General features: G+C 42.5%; 16 protein-coding genes and 1 tRNA gene. 10 read left to right on the forward strand and 7 right to left on the reverse strand.

The genetic code is table 11. The features are described from left to right. Positions 1–134 precede the first annotated feature (134 nt). The 4 genes from OSQ85_RS11165 to OSQ85_RS11180 form a co-directional block, all read right to left on the reverse strand. The gene (locus OSQ85_RS11165; protein WP_265823135.1) at positions 135–1,745 is read right to left on the reverse strand and encodes a class I SAM-dependent methyltransferase; all 1,611 of its coding nucleotides are present in this window, start codon (positions 1,743–1,745) and stop codon (positions 135–137) included. After that, a complete protein-coding gene (locus tag OSQ85_RS11170; protein ID WP_265823136.1) occupies positions 1,732–4,713 on the reverse strand; it encodes an Eco57I restriction-modification methylase domain-containing protein in 2,982 nt (993 codons plus the stop codon). The genes OSQ85_RS11165 and OSQ85_RS11170 overlap by 14 nt, the downstream gene beginning before the upstream one ends. 195 nt (positions 4,714–4,908) lie before the next feature. Then, a tRNA-Arg gene (locus OSQ85_RS11175) sits at positions 4,909–4,982 on the reverse strand. Then, entirely contained in the window at positions 4,973–5,518 is a 546-nt protein-coding gene (locus OSQ85_RS11180) for a 50S ribosomal protein L11 methyltransferase (protein ID WP_265823137.1), read from the reverse strand. Before OSQ85_RS11180 ends, OSQ85_RS11175 begins: the two co-directional genes overlap by 10 nt. A gap of 169 nt (positions 5,519–5,687) precedes the next feature. Here OSQ85_RS11180 and OSQ85_RS11185 point away from each other — a divergent pair, with 169 nt between their 5' ends. The 6 genes from OSQ85_RS11185 to bioB all read left to right on the forward strand — a co-directional run bounded on the left by OSQ85_RS11185 (position 5,688) and on the right by bioB (position 10,753). Beyond that, a complete protein-coding gene (locus tag OSQ85_RS11185) occupies positions 5,688–6,707 on the forward strand; it encodes an aspartate-semialdehyde dehydrogenase (protein WP_265823138.1) in 1,020 nt (339 codons plus the stop codon). A 96-nt stretch (positions 6,708–6,803) separates the two neighbouring features. Continuing rightward, entirely contained in the window at positions 6,804–7,646 is an 843-nt protein-coding gene (gene speB, locus OSQ85_RS11190; RefSeq protein ID WP_265823139.1) for an agmatinase, read from the forward strand. A gap of 97 nt (positions 7,647–7,743) precedes the next feature. Then, entirely contained in the window at positions 7,744–8,016 is a 273-nt protein-coding gene (locus OSQ85_RS11195; RefSeq protein WP_265823141.1) for an HU family DNA-binding protein, read from the forward strand. A 174-nt stretch (positions 8,017–8,190) separates the two neighbouring features. Beyond that, entirely contained in the window at positions 8,191–9,522 is a 1,332-nt protein-coding gene (locus OSQ85_RS11200) for an AAA family ATPase (RefSeq protein WP_265823142.1), read from the forward strand. Next, complete coding sequence (locus tag OSQ85_RS11205) at positions 9,515–9,784, forward strand: coiled-coil domain-containing protein (RefSeq protein WP_265823144.1); 270 nt, start codon at positions 9,515–9,517, stop codon at positions 9,782–9,784. The genes OSQ85_RS11200 and OSQ85_RS11205 overlap by 8 nt, the downstream gene beginning before the upstream one ends. Positions 9,785–9,790: 6 nt before the next feature. Next, positions 9,791–10,753, forward strand: a complete 963-nt coding sequence (bioB, locus tag OSQ85_RS11210; protein ID WP_265823145.1) for a biotin synthase BioB — start codon at positions 9,791–9,793, stop codon at positions 10,751–10,753. Here the strand turns inward: bioB and OSQ85_RS11215 are convergent. Then, positions 10,748–11,128, reverse strand: coding sequence for a gamma-glutamylcyclotransferase family protein (locus OSQ85_RS11215; RefSeq protein WP_265823147.1), 381 nt, complete (start codon positions 11,126–11,128; stop codon positions 10,748–10,750). The two genes, bioB and OSQ85_RS11215, sit on opposite strands and share 6 nt — an antisense overlap. 137 nt (positions 11,129–11,265) lie before the next feature. On the opposite strand from OSQ85_RS11215, the gene OSQ85_RS11220 reads away from it, so the two are divergent. The 3 genes from OSQ85_RS11220 to OSQ85_RS11230 all read left to right on the forward strand — a co-directional run bounded on the left by OSQ85_RS11220 (position 11,266) and on the right by OSQ85_RS11230 (position 14,483). After that, positions 11,266–12,681, forward strand: a complete 1,416-nt coding sequence (locus tag OSQ85_RS11220) for a PhoH family protein (RefSeq protein WP_265823148.1) — start codon at positions 11,266–11,268, stop codon at positions 12,679–12,681. A 307-nt stretch (positions 12,682–12,988) separates the two neighbouring features. Beyond that, complete coding sequence (locus OSQ85_RS11225) at positions 12,989–13,573, forward strand: toxin-antitoxin system YwqK family antitoxin (protein WP_265823149.1); 585 nt, start codon at positions 12,989–12,991, stop codon at positions 13,571–13,573. A 457-nt stretch (positions 13,574–14,030) separates the two neighbouring features. After that, positions 14,031–14,483, forward strand: a complete 453-nt coding sequence (locus tag OSQ85_RS11230) for a GNAT family N-acetyltransferase (protein ID WP_265823151.1) — start codon at positions 14,031–14,033, stop codon at positions 14,481–14,483. A 185-nt stretch (positions 14,484–14,668) separates the two neighbouring features. On the opposite strand, the gene OSQ85_RS11235 is transcribed toward OSQ85_RS11230, so the two are convergent. Together OSQ85_RS11235 and mobB are read right to left on the reverse strand one after the other, a co-directional pair. Continuing rightward, a complete protein-coding gene (locus OSQ85_RS11235) occupies positions 14,669–15,247 on the reverse strand; it encodes a nitroreductase family protein (RefSeq protein ID WP_265823153.1) in 579 nt (192 codons plus the stop codon). Between the two features lie 169 nt (positions 15,248–15,416). Further along, positions 15,417–16,082 (reverse strand): molybdopterin-guanine dinucleotide biosynthesis protein B, encoded by a 666-nt coding sequence (gene mobB, locus OSQ85_RS11240; protein WP_265823154.1) that lies wholly within the window; start codon positions 16,080–16,082, stop codon positions 15,417–15,419. Positions 16,083–16,202: 120 nt separating this feature from the next. Between mobB and OSQ85_RS11245 the strand changes: the two genes are divergently transcribed. Beyond that, positions 16,203–18,065, forward strand: coding sequence for an ABC-F family ATP-binding cassette domain-containing protein (locus OSQ85_RS11245; RefSeq protein WP_265823156.1), 1,863 nt, complete (start codon positions 16,203–16,205; stop codon positions 18,063–18,065). The last annotated feature ends 79 nt before the right edge of the window (positions 18,066–18,144 follow it).

Genomic DNA, 18,144 nt, shown 5'->3' on the forward strand with positions numbered 1-18,144 from the left:
AAAAGTTTTCATGAAGCAGATAAACTGCTGATGTGAGAGGCAAATAAAAAAAGATAAAAATTGAGTTATTTGGAGGGGAGATTTGGGGGAAGTACAGGGAATTTTGATATTAGCCAAACGTAATGAGTATGGTTTTATTTTTTCCCTCTGTTTAATCTCTTAACTGATAGTTTTTTCCAAATACTATCAGCTAAACAAATTTCCTTGTCCGTAAACCCATAGCCTTGTTTCAAAATATGTTGATTAGTGATTTTTAAAATTTCCATAATATTCTTTTGTTCTCTCATAACTCTATCAATGGTAGAAAGTAATTCTGCGTTTTTTTCTTGATAAGGCAATAAAATTTGTTCTGTTTCGCTTGGCATTAATTCCAACACACCGCCGCCATAGCTACGACCTACAATTTCAGAAAATGCCAATGAAAGCGAATTATAAAAACTTGCAATAAACGCCTTTTTATTAGTTGTATTTTTAATGAAAACACGGTGCATCGTATCTGTGGTATATGCATTAGCTTCATTCAGTATTAGACGAGGAAATAAATTATTTCTGCGTACGAATAATGCATCTGAAAGTTTGATAGATGGAATAACAAACCAATCATCACGAATGCCTGTTTTATAACCGTGATGGATACCAAGTGATTCTCCATACCTTAAATAATTGTTTACCTCTACATGTCCGTTGAGTTTTTCTTTAGGAGGGAAAATCAATAGGTTTGCCTTGACTTCTGCATGCAGATTAGTAAGCCAATCATTTTCAGTGAAAATAACACCATTCACTTGAACGCTTCTACCGACCATCGGTTTTGCAAATTCTTCTAAACAATAACGAGCAACTGTCGAAGCAGGAACGGTGAAATAATTATTTGCTCCTGTTGTTATTCCGACTTCTACACTTGCGTAGTTCCCAATTGTCGGAATTTTTCTTTTTACAGTAATATTTTCTAAAAAATCAATTTCGTCTTGTTCCAAAAAATAATAAGTCCATTTATTGGATTTAAAATCTATTCTTTTGGCAGGGCATTTCAACCTATTTATATCCAAAGTTGAAAGGTCAGAAGCATCTCGCAATTCTAAGTGTTCAATTAAATGTGAATCATTCCCATTTTTTTCGCATAAAAGTAAAACCACCTCTTGTTGAATATCTGTAAATACAAGCTTCTCAAATGAGATAATATTGATCTTGTTATAGTAATGAGCTAAAAATTCACGCAATTGCTTTGCATATGAAACTTGCAATAATTCAGCAGGAATGACAAAACCTATCTTCCCTTTTTCCTTTAACAATAAGCTTGAACCAACTACAAAAGAAACCCAAGCGTTAGTAAGTTTTGAATATTTTAATCCCGCTCTTCTGAATATTACATCTGCTTCCTGTTGCTGATCTTTATTGAAATATTGATAGCGGATATAAGGAGGATTACCAACAACTAAATCAAATTTTTCTATTGTCTTATTACAATACGAATGGAAGTCAGTATTAATAATGGTTTTATTTCTAAGTTTGATTTTGTTAGTCTTCCTTGCTTCAATTTCATCAAGTTCAATAGCAGTTACTGATTTAAACTTGTGATTATCTTTTTTTAGTTGTTCTAAAAAAATTCCATCTCCACAGCTCGGTTCTAATATTTCATAATCAGAGCTTCCGTTAATAGCCCATTTTAATATAAATGAAACTATTGCTGCTGGAGTGTAAAAACCACCACGAAGTTTTTCAGTTGTTATATTATCAATTAGCTTCATACAATTCTTTGATTAAAGGGATCAATAAATCATCATTACCTAAATTATATAATTTGGCTAACAGTTTATCTAAGTTCGTTCTTTCTTTCGAAAAACATCTTTCAAGTGATGTTAAAGTTCTCTTATCTCCTGTATTAGCATCTATTATATCATGAATTTTAATTAACTCTTTTTGAGTTTTAACTATATTATCATGAAGCATTTTTTCATTTGAGTTATTAAAATCAATTTTGCGAATTGGTAAATTTTTTAAAACTTTTGTACCTCTTGCAATGTAGCCACCTCTGAAAACTTCACCATATAAGACACTAAACCACTCTAAATATTTTGAATTGAGAATAGCCTGAATATAGTAAATGGAGTACTTCAGAGTTTCAGGAATGGCAACTACACAATAACCAGCTGTGCCTCCAGATGAAATCAATGTCCCATGCGTGTCAATTGCATATTTGTCGCCAACGGAAAGAACACCAACAATAATTTTTTGTGGTAACCCGCAACTATCCAAACTTTGATGCCTGCCGTATCTATGCCATTCGTCCTGAGTTTGAGGAATAGGTTTAATATCTCTTTTTGAATTACTTAAAATTGTTTTTTTTGATTGTAAATACTTATAAGCCAAAGGGAATTGCTTTTGAATGGTCGCAAGAGGAATTATACTAACACCAGTCTGTGTTGGATAATATGGATATATAACCCTCGCGTTTGGTTTAAAAGTTCTGTAGGTGTATAAATTATCTTCGCCAGAAGAAGTTTTGAAATATGGTTTTGTAATTTCTTTTTCTATTTGATAGTTAACACCACTTTTAGAAAAGTAATAATAGTTATTATCCTCACTAGTTGGTATGAAAATGTAAACATCATTTGCACTTGTCTGAATGCCGTTAAAAATATTCTCATCACCAGTTAAATCAACTAATTTTACACTTTTGGAAACAATTTTATGATACACATCAGTTAGTTCAGATGGAACTAATACCCAAGTTTCATTGTTTAAATCTTCAAATCTTTTGAAAGCAAAATTCAGTGCTTCAGGTTTACGTACTTTCCAACTCTTAAGGTTTTTTACTTCTGTGTATTGAAAAAATTCTTGTGCTCTCTTGTTCAAAATGAGCAAGCAGGTGTATGTTGTTTTGTCTGCAAAAACCTGATTTGCACCAAACGAAACGATTGAATGCAAATGCTTATTATCTGCAAGTAACTTGCGGAGTTTTTGCCCTGAACCAACTTTAGTGAACTTATTTGGAACAATATAACCCAGAATCCCGTCATCAGTTAATAAATCTAAACCTTGCTCAATAAATAAGAAATATTTATCAAATTGTTTATAAGCTGTCTTATAATACCTTTTATAAACAGGTAATTCAAGTGGTGTGATATTTTTCATATCTTCAGACTTCATATAAGGTGGATTACCAACAATAGCATCAAAACGAAGTTTTGAGAAATCAAACGGATTTATCTCTGTTGGATTTTCAGTTTGAGATGGATTCAATAAACTGTTTCCAAAAAATATATTTTCTGAAAGATCAGGTAAGACAGGTTTTGTATCATTGGTTGAATTCATATCTTCACTTTCCAATAATTTCAGCAATAAACCAAATTTCGTTGCTTCAACGGCGTTGTAATCTTTATCAACCCCGAAAACACAATTCAATAAAACTTGTCGTTTAATTTCAAATGGTAATTTGTAAGTATTAACATCTGTTTGAATGAGTTTTGATTGGCTATTGTTTTTTAAGTAATAGTCAACCAAAGTGTCGTGTAGCAGTTGAAAAAGTTCTAACAAAAATGCTCCTGAACCGCACGCGATGTCAGCAAACTTCAATTTAAAAATTTCTTTGTCTGTTTTATCTTTAATTTTTGGTAAAATAGTATTTCTCAAAATGTCGTTGATGATAAATACTGGAGTGGTAACAATATCTCTGTCACTATTTTCTTCTTTCTTCACTAATTCGACGATTTTATTTTGAATTATTAATTTTTCAGAAAGAAAAATTTCATAAATACTTCCCAAAATATCAGAAGAAAAAACACTGAAAGAGTATGGGCTTTCAGGGTAATAAAGTTGTTTTATAATTTCCCAAAAAACAGAGCTAATATCTTTTACGATTTTATTTCCTAATCGCTGGTCAAATAGTCCTGAATTATAGCGTTTGTCTGATTTATGAAATTTATTGATTAAGGCTTCGAAGTCATCAGCGTTAGCAAACGACAAAAGTGTTTGGTAATTCTCCAAATTTCTATCTTCACAAACACGCAGAAATAATATACGATTTAGATAATTTTGAACAATATCGTTTAATAATTGTTCATTAATTTCTTGGTCATGTTTATAAATTTCAAAACCTAATAATTTTCGCCATTCATTGATTTGTTTAAGGAAGAGATTATCAACAGAATATTGAACGATCTTATTTTCAATATATCTCCACTCGTTATCAAAAGAACCTGTATAAACAGCTTCTTTTCCTAATAATCGTTTAATTTCATCAAACTTATTTTCATATTCAGTGTAATGGTATTTTTTTACAAGTGATGTTTGAAATGTATCTTCTTTCTCAACTTTTGTAGATGTATCGTAAATGATGAGGTATTCAAAATTAGAAAGGATGGAAATTTTTAATTTAGCTGTAAAACCATAACGTCTTACTTGCTTGGCAGCGTTATTGTCAGTTTCGATTTTTATAAACGGTTTCTTTGCTTCTACAAAGAATTTCCTTTCAGAAAATAGACGAAAGGTATAGTCGGGTTTCTTTGAGTTTTCAAAAGCATTTGTTCTTAATGTCTCTTCCAGAATTACTTCTCTTTCGTTTGTAAATTTTCCTGCACTGTTCTTAATATCCCAGCCTAATAATTCGAAAAAAGGGTTTAAAAAATCATTGCGAAGCTGTGTTTCATTATACACATCAGTGAGATAGGAATCTCTGTTTAAGTGATACTTTTCTACGAGTTGTTTTATGTTCATTTTTTTGCTCGCTTTTAGCACATTGGATTCATTTTTTGTACCGTTTTATAGTTTTCCAGCTTAAATTGCATCTTGAATTCCATATTTATCTTATCATTACTAGAGAGTAATAACAACTCATAAGGATTACGCTTATGGGTGTCTGTAAATGAGGCAACATTTTTTAGATTCACTTGTAAATAAAGGAAAATATAACGGGCGGTATGGGAGTCGAACCCATCACCTCAGGCTTCGGAGGCCTGCACTCTATCCTGATGAGCTAACCGCCCTTTTTCAAAAGAATCGTACTATATTCATCATGCAGATTCAAGTCAAGGACTTTGAACCTCTGCCTTTCGTAGCAAACCCTTACATCGTAATTATATTCCAGCGGAATGCCGGAGAGCAGGGCGATTCCTTCGTCAGTTAAAATATCAGTTATATAAGGACAGAGCGCAATAAGAATATCCTGATATATATTCGCCGCCACAACGTCAAACCTGCCGCGCACGGCATCGTTATACCCGCATATAACATAATTGTTCGTCACGCCGTTAAGCTCATTGCAGAAGAGGGCGGTTTCGCATGCGGCGAAGCTGGGGTCAAACCCGATGCACATTTCAGCGCCGAGCATACAGGCGGCAATACCCAATATTCCCGTGCCGCAGCCCACGTCCAGAACCTTTTTCCCCGCCAAGTCCATTTTTTGCAGATGTTTCAGGCAGGCGAGGGTGGTTTCGTGCTCTCCGCTGCCGAATGCTCCCTGACGGATTCGCATGGTTTTTCCGCCTTTCAGCGGGATTTCGTATATCTTCCTTTCGTACATGGATTATTTTCCTGTTAAGTTTAACTTTATTCAGTGATAGCACGATCAAACAACGAACACAAGCTCAGATAAATAATAGTGTTCTAAAGTCCGGATTAGCTCTTTAACTGTTGACAAAAGGGAGTTCTGATAATATTTCATTTACTACCATATTCCTTGAGGTGCAATAATGGCGCAATTACAGAAAAAAGAAGCTTACAACGTGGCCATTGCCGGAGCGACCGGCGCCGTCGGAGAAACCTTTCTCCAGATTCTCGAAGAGAGAAACTTCCCCATAGCAGAACTCAGACTTCTTGCTTCCAAACGCTCAGTAGGAAAGACGCTTAAGTTCAAGGGTAAGGATTACACGGTGCAGGAACTCACGCACGACAGCTTCAAGGATATAGACATAGCCCTGTTCTCCGCAGGCGGCGGCAGAAGCCTTGAATTTGCCCCCTCCGCAGTTAAAGCAGGCGCGGTTGTTGTGGATAACAGCTCAGCGTACAGAATGGATGACGAAGTGCCTCTTGTAGTGCCCGAAGTCAACCCGCAGGACGCTTTCAAGCATAAAGGCATCATCGCCAACCCCAACTGCACCACAATCATTATGGTTGTTGCGCTCCAGCCTCTTCACGCCTACTCCAGAATCAAGAGAGTGGTGGTTTCATCCTACCAGTCTTCCTCCGGTGCGGGCGCACAGGCAATGCAGGAGCTTATGGATCAGACCAAATCATGGTCGGAAGGAAAAGAGATCAAGGTTGAGAAGTTTGTCAATCAGCTTCTCTTCAACGTTTTTCCTCATATAGACAGCTTCACAGCCAACGGCTACACCAAAGAAGAGATGAAGATGTTCAACGAAACAAGAAAGATCATGGGCGATAAAGACATTAAGGTCAGCGCCACATGCGTTCGTGTTCCTGTTCTCTCCGCTCACTCCGAGGCTGTTACTGTTGAAACAGAAAAAGAGATTACCCCTGAGCTTGCCCGTGAGCTTTTCAGTAAAGCACCCGGACTGATAGTTAAGGATAATCCCGAAAAGAACGAATATCCCATGCCCCTTTACGTTGCCGGTCAGGATCACTGCTACGTGGGCAGAATAAGGAAAGATATATCCGCGGACAATACACTCAGCTTCTGGGTAGTCGGCGATCAGCTCAGAAAAGGTGCTGCCACAAACGCAGTACAGATTGCAGAACTCTTAATAAAGTAGTATAGTAACTTTTACGGCGGGAAGCCGTGCATACGGCTTCCCCTCTATTTATTCGAAAGCTTAGAATTTATTTTGAACGGAGAAACCACTGAGCATATGAAATTTGAACCGATCAGCAACTGCTTTATTTCCTGTGACGAACCCTTTGACACAGCAGAAAACATAATCATGGGCGTGCCCTATGACGGAACATGCAGTTTCAGGCCGGGTTCAAGATTCGCACCCGACGCAGTACGCTCTTCTTCATACGGTATAGAAACCTACAGCCCCATGCTGGACGCTGATCTCGGAGATATGAAAATCTGCGATATAGGCGATCTGGAGCTCTCCTTCGGAAACAAAAAAAACATACTCGGTGTTATAGAGGCCGCAGCGCTTGAGGTTTTCAACTCAGGGAAGAGACTTATCTCCATCGGCGGTGAACATCTGGTTACGCTTCCGCTTTTCCATGCGCTCTCCGTAAGCCTCAAAACAAAGGATATATGCGTTGTTCATCTGGATGCACACGCCGATCTCCGTGATGACTACATGGGCGAAAGGCTTTCCCATGCTACGGTTATCAGAAGAATTTCAGAAATAACTGGTATATCAAATATTTTTCAATACGGAATCCGTTCCGGAACAAAAGAAGAGTTTGATCTTATAAAAAAAGAAGGTACAATGGTAACACCTTTCGCCGATTTGCCCAAGGTTATCGGAAACAGGCCTGTTTATCTCACGATAGACCTTGACGTGCTTGATCCATCAGCCTTTCCGGGCACAGGGACTCCTGAACCCGGCGGATGGCAGTTTATTGAGATTTATAATATTCTCAGTGTTATCAGTAAATTGAACATAAAAGCTGCTGATGTGGTTGAACTTTCGCCGCATTATGATCACAGCGGAGTGTCAACCGTAACAGCCTCAAAGGTAGTCAGAGAGCTACTTCTGAGCCTTTGAAAATTGCTGTTTTTGCGGTTGAAGAATGAATAATATCTTGATTTTATAGGTACCACTGTGTATAACCTATAGAAACTTCTTGAGTGAGGAGGTTGTAGTGAATAAGAAGGAACTTATTGAGAAGATTGCCGAGAAGTCAGGGCTGAAAAAGTCTGACGCAGAAAAAGCGCTTAAAGCTTTTGAAGAGGCAACTGTTGAAGCTCTTAAAGCAGATGACAAAGTTACACTTGTAGGCTTTGGAACATTCTCTGTTTCCGCAAGGAAAGAGCGCAAGGGCAGAAATCCCCAGACTGGTGCAGAGATGACTATCCCCTCCAAAAGGGTGCCCAAATTTGTTGCCGGCAAACTTTTCAAAGACAGCGTAGATTAAGCTGTCTCTTGTTTTACTGAGACAACAATTCCAAGGAATAAAAAGCTCTCTTCATATGAAGGGAGCTTTTTAATTTCCCTTCTTCCGCGGTTTTCTTTTCTTTCTCCTATATTATTGAAAATAATTTGTAATTCATATATCATGTCTTAAGCTATTAAGATGATAAGGACAGCTATGTATATCGATTTCTTCGGTTTCAGGGACAAACCTTTCCGGCTTACCCCGGAACCTGCGGCTTTTTTCTGTTCAGCGCCCCATGACAGAGCCATGACAATGCTTGAATACGGCATAAACAGCCGTAAGGGATTTATGCTGCTCTACGGTCTGCCCGGAACAGGAAGAACAACTCTTTGCTCTCTGCTTCGTGAAACACTTGTCAATTGCAATGTTTCTTATGTTCCCAAAACTTCTGACGCTGATCTGCTCCACAAAATATGCAACGGCTTCGGCATAGAGGCGATGTTTAAGTCCACTGAAAACGAATATTTCGGTGTAATGATGGACTACTTCGTGGGGGAGTATAAGAAAGGAAAAAACAACCTGATCATCATAGATGATGCTGATGAATACTCCATAGATACCTTCCGTACGCTGGAAAAGCTTTCTGAGGTGGAAATAGAGCAGTGCAAGCTTGTTCAGGTGCTTATGGTCGGCACTCAGGAGCTTTGCAGCAAGCTTATGTACGGCAATGTCAAAACACTGAGCGAGCGTGTTCTCTCCGTTACGGAACTTAATCTTCTCGGCCTCAGCGATACGGCAAATTATCTCCAGCATCGTATAAAACTCTCAAAAGGGACAGACCCGGAAGTGCTGAAAAGCACTGCTGTAGTCGAAATTTTCCGCTATTCGCACGGTCTCCCGCTTGAGGTAAACCTTGTTGCAGATAAGGCCTTTCAGGTAGCGGCAGATGCAAGGGACAAAAAAGTCGGGCCTAAGCATGTCAGGGAAGCTATCAAGCATATTTCCGGCATCAGGCAGCCGCTCCGTGTGTTTACGGTGGCGCAGTATCTTACCCCTGTGCTGATTCTTCTGGTGCTTCTCCTTGGCGGATTACAGATAAAAACTTTCTTTGATATGAAAGATATAGAAGAGCAATACGCAGGAGTAAAACCCGCAGCGGAAGAGCCTGCGGCAGAAACGGAAGCCGCTCAGACCCCTGAACCTGCCCCCGTTATAGAGGATGCTGTGACTGAACCTGAGCCCGCACCCGCTGCCAAACCGGAACCTGTTAAGGATGAGCCGCCTGCGGTGGTTCAGCCTGTTCAGGCTCCTGCTGTTCCGGTCAGTCCGGAAGTAAAATACGGCTGTATAACCGCCAGAAGCGGCCTCAAACTCAGAAACCGGCCTTCACCTAACGGAGATGTTGTCGGTGTCGCTGTTTACAGCAGCAAGGTAATGCTTATTGAGCGTGAGGGTGAGTGGTGGCGCTCCAAAATCAACGGCAGGGAAGGCTATCTCTTCGCCGAATATGTAAATGAAGTCAACCGGCAGGATAAATGTGAATAAGTCTCTGTTGGTTATTATATTTTCCTCCCTTTTTATCTCCGCCTGTGCCGGAAAGCAAAACCCCACGCTGGACGCGCTTAATGGCATGGAAACCGAAATGCGGAAAATGCGCGAGGAAACAACGGCGCTGAAAAACCGCATAAAAGACCTTGAAATCAAGCTGGACGGCCTTTCTGATGAAATAGAAGGGCAGACGGCTGAGATTCAGAAAACGGAGAAAAGCCTCAGACACGCAGAAGAGGAAATAGAAGCATTAAGGTGATTTTTGATGATTGAGAACCTGTACGCCAAATCCCTGAAAGGTCAGGAGATTAGTGATTCTGATATAGAAATAATTATTAAAACCCCTCTGGAAGAGCTTCTGGAGTATTCATACAGACTGAAAAGGCATTTCTTCGCGGATGAAATAAACACCTGCGGCATAATAAACGCCAAAAGCGGCCTTTGCAGCGAGGACTGCACTTTCTGTGCCCAGTCCGCCCACCACAGAACCGGCACGCCGGTTTACCCATACATCGACCTGGAGCAGATACGCACACACGCTGCCCGCATGGCAGAGGCGGGTGTGAAGCGGTATGCGGCAGTGATCAGCGGAAAATCTCCGAATGAGCAGGAATTTGAGCTTCTCAGGCAATCGGTGGAGATAATAACCTCCCTAGGTCTGGATGCCGATATTTCCGTCGGCGTATTATCCAAAGAGCAGCTTCTCATCCTTAAAAACAGCGGGCTGAAAGGCTACCACCACAATCTTGAGACATCCCGCAGCTTCTTCCCTAATATATGCACCACACACGAATACGATGAGGATGTCAACGCAGTCAAAGCCGCTGTGGAAGCGGGGCTTTATGTCTGTTCCGGCGGAATATTCGGCATAGGCGAAAGCTGGGAGCACAGAGTGGAGCTCGCCCGTGAACTGAAAGGAATCGGTGTTCAGTCCGTGCCCATTAACTTTCTGAATCCCATAACAGGTACGCCTCTGGAAGGCTCAAGGCCGCTTCCGCAGGAAGAGGCGCTCAGAATTGTGGCTCTGTTCCGTTTTCTCCTGCCTGAAAAACACATACGGGTATGCGGCGGGCGCACACTTATCTTCCCCGGTGCGGAAAAGGAAAAACTCTTCAAATCAGGCATTTCAGGCCTTATGGTCGGGGATTATCTGGTGGTGAAGGGTGAAGGGCTCATTAGTGATATGGACGCCATAAACAGCCATATAAGAGCGGAAAAAGGGTTATAAGCCTCCGCTCCATCTGCCGGACGGAACATGGACACCGGAGGCTCCGGCATGCTCCTCAAAGGTCTTTGAAGCGAAGAACACCGCAGCGCAGATCACGCCCTTGTCTGTATATACATCTGCCGTTCTTTCCTCATAAATGGGCTCTGCTTCAAAAACGTCTTCGTATTCACGTATTCGGTGCATGGTTTCTTCATCTATATCATATACTTCGCCGTAAATCCTGAAGCCGGGCGTGAATATTGCTGTCGGGTATCCTTCCGGCAGATGGTACATTTTCCCGTGGATATATCCCTCAGCCTCCGGCTCTTTTCCTGCCAGATAAGCCACATGTCCCGCATATCCTTTCATCAGTGTTCCGTAAACAAAAATCCTCATCCCTGTTTTTAAGAATTAAAAGGGCATGTGTCAATCTTCGTTAAATTTTTGTGCGGACAAAGGTTAACCTAAAACTGTCCTTGACTTTAAAGGTTACTCGGTTGAAAATTACAACATAGAAAAGGTTGGAGTTGTTAATGCCTAAAGCGGTAAAAAAATCCTCAAAGATCAAGAACTTCGTAATAGACACAAACGTAATTCTGTACTCGCCGAAAGCTCTGGAAACCTTCGATGACAACAACATCTATATACCCGCAATCGTTCTGGAAGAGCTGGATTCCTTTAAAAAAGGCGTGGATCTCAACGGCTACAACGCCCGTGAATTCATCCGCAAAATTGAGGACTACAGAACAGGCGGTGATCTCCTGAAAGGCGTGAAAATGGAGAGCGGGGCGACACTTTTCATCTCGTTCCATGACAGGGAATCAAAAGAGAGCGTCCCTGAGGAGTTTTCCGGCAGAAGAAACGATAACCTCATACTGGGGATAGCAAAAAAGCTCCAGAACGAGTCGAAGAACGAAACAATAATAATCTCCAAAGATGTAAACCTGCGTGTTAAGGCAAACGCCCTCGGCATAAAAGCGGAGGACTACTACCACGAGCGCATGGGAAGCTTCACGGAGAGCAAGGACGACACTCTTTACGTGCCGGACTCGTACATAAACATGATGTATCAGGAGAGCGAGCTCCCCATGCCGGACTACATCTACGGCATAAACATGGAGGAATTCAGCCCCAGAATTAACGAATATTTCGTGATGAAAAGCGAAGTGGACGAAAAGAAGGGCGTTCTTGTGAAATATTTCGAGGATGAGGGCGAGGTTAAAGGCTTCAAAAGGGTTACGGAGTACGAAAATATCTTCGGTATATCACCCGCCAACAGAAAACAGAAATACCTCATGGAAGCACTCCTAGACCCTGATATTGACGTTGTTTTCGCCATAGGTATAGCCGGAACAGGTAAAACACTGCTTGCTCTCTGTGCGGGCATGTATTCCGTGCTTAATGAAGGCACATATAAAAAGATGCTTGTTACCCGCTCGCCTATCCCTATGGGGCGCGATCTGGGCTATCTGCCCGGCAGCATCTCCGAAAAACTCGACCCATGGCTCAAGCCGATTTACGATAATCTGGATTTCATCATCGGCAACAGCAACAAGGAGATAAGGGACGGCAAGGACGGCATATACTACAAAAGCCAGATGAACAACATAACAATAGACTACCTCAAGGCCTCAAACATACTTGAAATCGAAGCACTGACCTACATAAGGGGCAGAACACTTATCGATACCTACGTCGTCATAGACGAGGCGCAGAACCTCAGCCCCCATGAGATGAAAACAATCATCACAAGGGCAGGGCACAACACAAAAATAGTTTTCACGGGCGATTTAAAGCAGATCGACAACCCATACCTCAACGAATGGGACAACGGGCTCATCAACGCTTCTGAGAAGTTCACTCAGGCGCGCTTCCGCCACTGCACAACAGTTTTCCTAGACAAAGGGGAAAGAAGCAGGCTGGCCACCGAAGCGGCAAGGGTGCTGTAAGGTAGATTTGCTAAGCGGAGCTTTCGGGCTCCGCTTTTTTGCTGCCTGAAAAGTAAGTTGTGTTGCGCATATAGAAAATCATGTTATCATCAGGTTAATCCTTAAACCGTAACTCTTCAGAAGTTCTTGTTTTTTCTAAGTGGTAATTTTTATGAAACTTTCTTTAATATTATTGTTTTTCTTAGCTGTAAACACTTATGCAGCGGAGTGGTTTTGTGACAGCGAACGGGCATCTTTTATAAACGGCATATTCATTCTTCAGAACAATAAATCAGCAAACGGTGTTTGTGAGAAAAAAGACGGGGGTATGACTGAAGTCACAGCAGAAATAAAAAACGGTAAGCCGGACGGGATTCTTACTGCATTCGACATCAGAGGCAGAAAAACCCATGAAATAGAATACAGAAACGGGTTAAAAACCGGAAATATAAAAGTTTACTATGACAACGGACAGCTTAAATCCGAACAGACACCTGAATACGGTAAAATATTTTACAGATCAGGACAAATATACCTAGAATCAAAATTGGAAAACGGAGCCTTTGAGGGAAAAATCAAAGAATACTATGAAGGCGGCAATATCCGTTCTGAAACTGATTATGTTCTGGGACGCAAGAACGGTTTATCTGTTTATTTCTTTGAAAACGGTAAGACAGCATATGAGTTCAGCTTTTCAGATGACAAATATTCAGGACTTATCAAAGCCTATCTGGAAAGCGGCAGACAGGTTTTTGAAATTATTTATAATAATGACAAACCTGTCAGCGGTTATTGCTTCGGTAATGAAAAAATAGCTCTTAAGGAAAGCGAAATAGACAACTGGCAGGATATTGTATGCTGGAGCGATGAGGCAGGGCTTTTATCTATGGAATCAGTGATTTCTATCAAATAAAAACACTACTGTTTGTTTTATTTAAATAAACCCGAATAATAATTTCACAAATAATAAAGGCACGGTTCATGTCTCCGTGCCTTTTCTATGTCATAACATATTCATAATTTTGGAAACCCTGCCCGACTATCGGCACATTGCGTTTTTTTACCTTGCCGGGCAGGGGATTTTAAAGTGACTCAACGGGTAACACCTCCGTATTTGTCTCCAGCGATGCTTCTGCGGCTCTTGTTCTTCTTTAGAGTTCCGAACAACTCAGGGGAATGTCGCTTCCCGTGCGTTCCGTGCATCTGCTATATGTCATAAGATATAAACCTTTATCTATTTCGCAATAGTTTTTTGACAAATTTAATAAACCCCTCTGTTAACACGTTTCAGAGCCGCTTTATAAAGAGTATTTGCTTTTAAGGATCAAAAATATTATAGAGATTTTATCACTATTTATAACGGAGCACACATGACAGACACTATTACCCTCCGCCCTGCGGAAAAGAGCGATATAAGCGGCATGATAGAGGTTTTGAGCGAGCTTCTCGCCCTCGAAAACGAAACAGTGGACGAAGCAGCAATGAGAAAAGGGTTTGAAATGCTTATGAACGACCCTGAGCGTTATTGTATTTTCATTGCGGAGCAGGACGGAGAGATAGTCGGCATGTGCCAGGCTCAGTCACTTATTTCCGTGGATGAAGGCGCTAAGGTGGCTTATGTCGAAAACATGGTGGTCAGAGGCAGCCTGCGAAGCTCAGGGGTAGGGGCGAAGCTCCTTGCAGCCGTTGAGGACTGCTGCCGGGAAAGCGGACATATCCGCATACATCTGCTTGTTCTGGAAAAAAACCACAAGGGTATACAGTTCTACTCCCGCAACGGCTGGAAGAAAGACACTCATGTATATATGGACAAGGAACTCTGATTGGTAACACAAACCGCACGTCCTGTCAGTTTGATGCAGAGGCTCACGCCGTTTTAAATACGGTTTTTCAGCAGGCTTGATACAGAAACTGCCGAAATCAAAACGGCGGTTTTGCTTTGCACGGCGCAGCTGCATCCCCGGAGCTGTCTGTCATTGCGAACTCCGCAGGAGTGAAGCAATCTCCCCTACAGTTCCTTAATAAGCAGGTCGTCTATACATCTCTTAGGGACATAATGATTCCCTTTTTCATCTCTGAAATATTTGTGATCGGGCGCTTCTCTTATGCTGATAACCTGAACATTCTCAACCGGATAGCCGAGAGCTATCACATACAGTATCGTCAGGTCGTCCTCAAGCTCCAGAATCTGCGCCAGACGCTCCTTTTTGATGTTGCCGAGTATGCATGAGCCCACACCGGCGGCAATAGCCGTGAGGCACATATTCTGCATGGCAAGCCCTGCATCCACCTGAGCATACGAAGAATCCTTAGTGCTGAGAACAACAATATAAGCCACCGGCTGTTCATCCGGATCCGGACCGTCCCACTCCTTAAGATACCCTGCCCAGCCAAGGGTTGAGAAAACCTGCTCAGCCTTTTCCTCATCAGTAACTGTGATGTAGCGGAGAGGCTGGAGATTGGCCGCACTCTGAGACATTCTTGCTGAATAGATAAGATCTTCCAGAAAGCCCATATCAAGCTTTTTTGAGTTGTCAAACCTGCGGTAAGAACGGTTGATTTGTATAAGCTCTTTGATTCTTTCCATTTTCTGCCCCCATCTGAATATCAATTTTATATCAAAGACAGCAGGTGTCAAGCATGGCGGGAAATTACGACGCATACTAAAATAAACACACCGGAGCGGGCGCCCTGATTCCCCTGCGTTTTTCGCTCAGGGATTTTAGCAGACATCCCGCCCCGTGGCCTTTTGGATTCTATTTTTTCATACTGACTTTTATCTCAAATTCCACAGCATCTTCCGCGCCTTTCAACGATTTCAGATAGCCTTTCAGTGTGTTTGCCAGTGAGAAGGAGGCAAAACGGTTGAGGTCGATCTTTTTGCCGTCCGCCACAAGGCTGACAAAGGGAAAAGGTTTCTCCTCACAGAGTATGCGCTCTTCAATGAAGCGGACTACCGCCTGCGGGTCGTTTATATCAAGCAGCATGGGCGCACTCTTAAGCTGTTCGCTGTCCGGTGTGTCCGTTGCTACGGCAAGCAGGCTTGCATGACCTGTACACACAGGCTTTTTGCCGTTTGCTTCCCTGAAAACCTCGATCTTGGGCAGTGAGGACGACTTATAGCCTTCAATAACTATAAGGTCAATATCACCGTCACCCGCCATATAGAGCATATCGCCCAAATCGGCCTCTCCGTCAGCAATCATTGCGTATTTAGCGGGGGATGATATAAGCACCCGCACGGCTCCGGCTTTTTTGTGCCGCCATGTGTCTTTGCCCTCATGGTCTATCTCGAACCCATGGGCATCGTGCTTGATAAGGGATATGCGGATTCCCTTATCCGAAAGTATTTTGATTACCTGCTCAACTAGCGTTGTTTTGCCGCTGTTGCTGCTTCCTACAAATGAAATGACCGGAATCATGTCTGATACTCCTGTTAATAAAGTTTGAATCGGCGCATTATCCTTCACTTTTGCAAAGATTTCCAGTAGATTATACCCGCCCTCAGACTGGAGCGGTGTAAATTTTGTGGAGTACATACGATGGTAAACGTTGAAAACATAAGTAAAAGCTACGGCGGGCAGGTTCTCCTTGAGGATGCCTCATTCCGTTTAAATAAAGGCGAAAGGGCTGGGCTGGTCGGCAGAAACGGACACGGAAAAACAACTATTTTCCGCATGATGATAGGAGAGGAAACGCCTGATTCCGGTCAGGTGAGTTTCCCGAAAAGATATGTGATAGGACACCTTAAGCAGCACCTTGACTTCACGGAGAACACAGTGATTGAGGAAGGCTGCAAAGGGCTTCGGGAAGAGGACGAGGGACAGGTCTGGAAGGTGGAGAAAATACTTTTCGGCCTTGGATTTACTGAGGATGACATGTATCGCCATCCGTCCGAGTTTTCCGGGGGTTATCAGGTGCGTCTGGATCTGGCTAAGGTTCTGGTTTCTGAGCCTAACATGCTGCTGCTGGATGAACCGACAAACTATCTGGACATCACCTCCGTCCGCTGGCTGGAGAACTTTCTGAGAAGCTGGAAGAGTGAGCTGATGCTGATCACTCACGACAGAAGCTTTATGGATGCCGTTGTTACCCACACAGTTGCGATCCACCGTAAAAAGATCCGCAAAATAGAAGGGGACACAGGCAAGCTCTATGAGCAGATAGCCATGGAAGAGGAGATCTACGAGAAAACCCGCCTGAACGAGGAACAGAAACGCAAAGAGGTTGAGGCGTTCATCACCCGCTTCAAATCGAAGGCATCTCTTGCAAGCCGTGCCCAATCAAGGGTGAAGATGCTTGAGAAGATGGGCTCAAGGGCAAAGCTTGAGGATATAAAAGATCTGGACTTCGGCTTCCGCTATAAGCCCTATGAGGGCAAAACAGGCCTGAACGCTAAGGGAATAACCTTCGGCTATGATAAAAACGATCCGCTTATTAATGATTTCAGCATAAATATCACCACAGGTGAGCGTGTCTGCATTATCGGTAAAAACGGCAAAGGTAAAACAACCCTCCTCAAGCTTCTGGCAGGCGAGATGAAGCCGGACGCGGGAGAGGTTTACTACGGACCCGGTATAGAAAAAGGCTTTTACGAACAAACAAATATAAAAACTCTGGACGACAGGCGGACAATAGAGGAGGAACTCCTCCAGACTGCGCCGGATGTGGACAGGCAGAGAGCCAGAAATATCGCCGGGATAATGATGTTTGAAGGGGACTCGGCGCTTAAGAAGATAGGCGTTCTTTCCGGCGGCGAGAAAAGCAGGGTGATGCTCGGCAAGCTCCTTGCCCAGCATCTTAACTTCCTCATGCTGGATGAACCTACGAACCACCTTGACATGCAGTCCTGCGACTCGCTCCTTGAGGCTCTGGACGACTTTCCGGGAACTCTGCTGCTTATCACCCACAATGAGATGTTTCTCCACGCTCTGGCGGACAGGCTTATAGTCTTCAAAAATAACAGCATAAGCGTTTTTGACGGCACATACGCCGAATTTCTTGAGAAAGAGGGCTGGGACGAAGAGGAGGAAACCACAAAACCGAAAAAGAAAGTCACTTCTCAGGGCAAGCTGACAAAAAAAGAGCTGAGAAAGCGCCGCTCCGATCTCCTGAGCGAGAAGAGCAGGGTTGTTGCTCCGCTTGAAAAAAGAGTCCGTGACACTGAAACAGCCATAGAAACCGCCGAGAAAAGAATGGCGGATATAAACAGCCTCCTCGTAGCCGCTTCCGAGAGCGGCGACACCGCCAAAATAAGCTCACTCTCAAAGGAGCTTAACGAATGGGAATCGGAAATAGAGAAGCTTTTTACTCAACTTGAAAAATCCACAGAGGATTTCGAGTTTGAATCAGCAAAATACGAAACGCTTTTAAAAGAACTTGGGGATGATGACAGCGATAGTTAAATTAGGCGGGTTATTCCAACCCGCTTATGTTTTTGATAAAAAAACTGAGACTACCACTCTTCCTGCGGAAGCTCGTAGT

The sequence above is a fragment of the Geovibrio ferrireducens genome (assembly GCF_026226615.1).
GTDB classification, from domain to species: Bacteria; Chrysiogenota; Deferribacteres; order Deferribacterales; family Geovibrionaceae; genus Geovibrio; species Geovibrio ferrireducens.